Annotated in this window: 2 protein-coding genes; one reads left to right on the forward strand and one right to left on the reverse strand. The window is 80.8% G+C overall.

Translation table 11 applies throughout. The features are described from left to right. The coding region (locus NT8_RS31400) for a sigma-70 family RNA polymerase sigma factor (protein ID WP_157516006.1) at positions 1-1,110 on the reverse strand (1,110 nt) is incomplete at its 3' end. A 227-nt stretch (positions 1,111-1,337) separates the two neighbouring features. On the opposite strand from NT8_RS31400, the gene NT8_RS27925 reads away from it, so the two are divergent. Further along, positions 1,338-2,084 (forward strand): hypothetical protein, encoded by a 747-nt coding sequence (locus NT8_RS27925; protein WP_067976051.1) that lies wholly within the window; start codon positions 1,338-1,340, stop codon positions 2,082-2,084. Positions 2,085-2,300: the final 216 nt, after the last annotated feature.

Below are 2,300 nucleotides of genomic sequence, written 5' to 3' on the forward strand. Positions count from 1 at the left end.
GGGCCGACCGGGTTCCGGCGCGGCCGCGGGCCGCTCGGGCGGCGGCGCGGGCCGGGGGCCGGGCGGGCGGGGGTCGGGGGCGCCGGGCCCCTGCGGGGCCGGGGGCGCGGGCGGCGGCCCGGGCGCGGGGGCGGCGGGCCGTTCGGGGGCGGCGGCGGGCGGCGCGGTGGGCGGCGGGCGCAGCGGTTCGCCGTCGTTGACCAGGGCCAGCGCGGCCGCCGCGGCGACCGCGGTGGCGGCGGTGCCGGCGGCGGTGGCCTGCCGCTGGCTCCGCGACATCCGGCCCCACCAGCCCGCGCCGGGCGCGCCGGCGGGCAGGGCGGCGAGGTAGCCGCCGGCGGCCGGCCCGGCGAACAGCGGCAGCACGATGCCGCGCAGGCCGACGTTGACGTCCATCAGCTCGGCGCAGACCTCGCGGCACCGCCCGCAGCCGTCGAGGTGGGTGTCGACGACGGCGGTGTCGCGCTTGGCGAGCCCGCCGCGCACGTAGGCGCCGAGCAGCCGCAGCGCCGGCCGGCACGCCTCGGCCGCCGCGCCCCCGGCGAGGTGCATCTGCAGGTACGCCTGGCGCAGGCCCTCGCGGGCGCGGTAGGCCAGCGCGGCGACGCTGTTGGGGGTCATGCCGAGCAGCGGGGCGGCCTCGGCCGGGCGGACGCCCTCGATCTCGGTGTGCCACAGCACGGCCTGCCAGCGCTCGGGCAGGGACAGGAACGCGCGCGCGATCAGGGAGCGTTCGAGGCCCTCCAGGGCGGGGTCGACGAACGGCTCCCCGGAGTCGAAGGTCTCCATGTCGTCGGTGGCCACCTGGCGGCGCTCGCCGCGGGTGCGGTCGTAGGCGACGTGCCGCAGGGCGGTCAGCAGGTAGGGGCGGAAGCCGTCGCGCGGCCCGCCGCCGCGCCGGACCACGCTGAGCACCCGGGTGAAGGTCTCGGCGACGACGTCGTCGACCTCGCTTTCGCCGCGGACGAGCTGGCGGGCCAGCCCGCGGGCGGCGGCGTCGTGGCGCTCGTAGAGGACGGCGTAGGCGGCGGAGTCGCCCGCGCGCACCGCGTCGAGCAACGCGTCGTCACCGATCAGTAGCTCGGCGTGGTCCCCGTGGGGATCGGTCATGCCCCTCGTTCCTCCGCTGTCGGTCGGTCCGGCGCCGCGGACGCGGCGCGGTCACCGCGAGCACCCGGCCGGACGCCCTCCGCGACCGGCTCCCGGGAAAAATATCCCGCACTCGCGTCATAGCCGCCACCGAAGTCGGTGAATACGGGTGAAGGCCCCGGGGCGGAGCGCACCGGGAGGGTGCGGCCGAAGGCCGCCGCGGTGAGCGAACGGGACGGAGCGATGCCATGGCGGGGCACGACGCGAACGGTCCGGACGTCCTCGACGGCGCCGCGGTGCGCGGGCTGCGCGCGCGCTGGTGCCGGCGCAGCCGCGCCGCCTGGGACACCCCCGACGACTGGTGGACGCCCGCGGTCGACGCGGTCTGCGCGGCGGCGGTCGCCGGCGCGGACCTGGCGGGCGCCTGCGTCCGGTTGGGGCAGGCGCGGGCGCGGGCGGGCGTGGCCATCGGGGCGACCCTGGACGACTTCGCCGCGCTCTGCGCCGAGCTGGGCCGCCTGGAACCCCCGCTGCCGCTGGTGCGGGCGCTGGCCGAGGGGTGGGTCGACGGCGGCCGGTCGCGCGACGACTGCCGCGACCCGCTGACCGGCCTGGCCACCACCGCCTACCTGCGGACCCGGCTGGGCGAGCTGTACCGCGCGGCCGGCCCGGGGGCCGCGCCCGCGGCCCGCCACCTGCTGGTGATCGTGGCGCTGGAGGGGGCGCTCGACCCGTGGCGCCGCACCGCGCGCGCCATCGTGCTGGGCCACGAGCTGGCCCGGTTCTTCCGCGCCGGGGAGTCGATCGCCGTCCTCAGCCGCTCGCGCACGGCCGTGCTGGCCGCGAAGGGGCCGGGGCTGGCCGCCCGGCTGCCGCGGCTCCGCGCCGACCTGGCGTCCGGGCACGGGGCCGCCCTGTGGTGCGCCCCGCTGCCGGGGACGCACACCGAGGCGCTCGCCTTCCTGGAGGAGGTGGTGCGGCCCGCTCCCGGATGAGCGTCGAGACGCCGCCGGCACCGCGCGGCCCCGCAGAGGGGGCGGGACCCGGTGCCGCGGCCGCCGACCGGACGCGCCCGGCCGAGGGGGCGGGCGCGCCGGTCGGCACCCGCCGGGGCCGCGCGCCCCGGCGAAGGACCGCCGGCCGGTCGCGCGGAACGGCTCTCCGGCCCGCGAGGGCGGCCGTCCACGCCGGCCGGCGGTCGGGGCGGCGGG

It is taken from the genome of Nocardiopsis trehalosi NBRC 14201 (assembly GCF_001552555.1).
GTDB lineage: Bacteria > Actinomycetota > Actinomycetes > Streptosporangiales > Streptosporangiaceae > Nocardiopsis_B > Nocardiopsis_B trehalosi.

Bases quoted from the DNA above. Each gene is read 5' to 3' on its own strand.
- NT8_RS27925 (WP_067976051.1), top strand. From the start codon at position 1,338: ATGGCGGGGCACGACGCGAACGGTCCGGACGTCCTCGACGGCGCCGCG.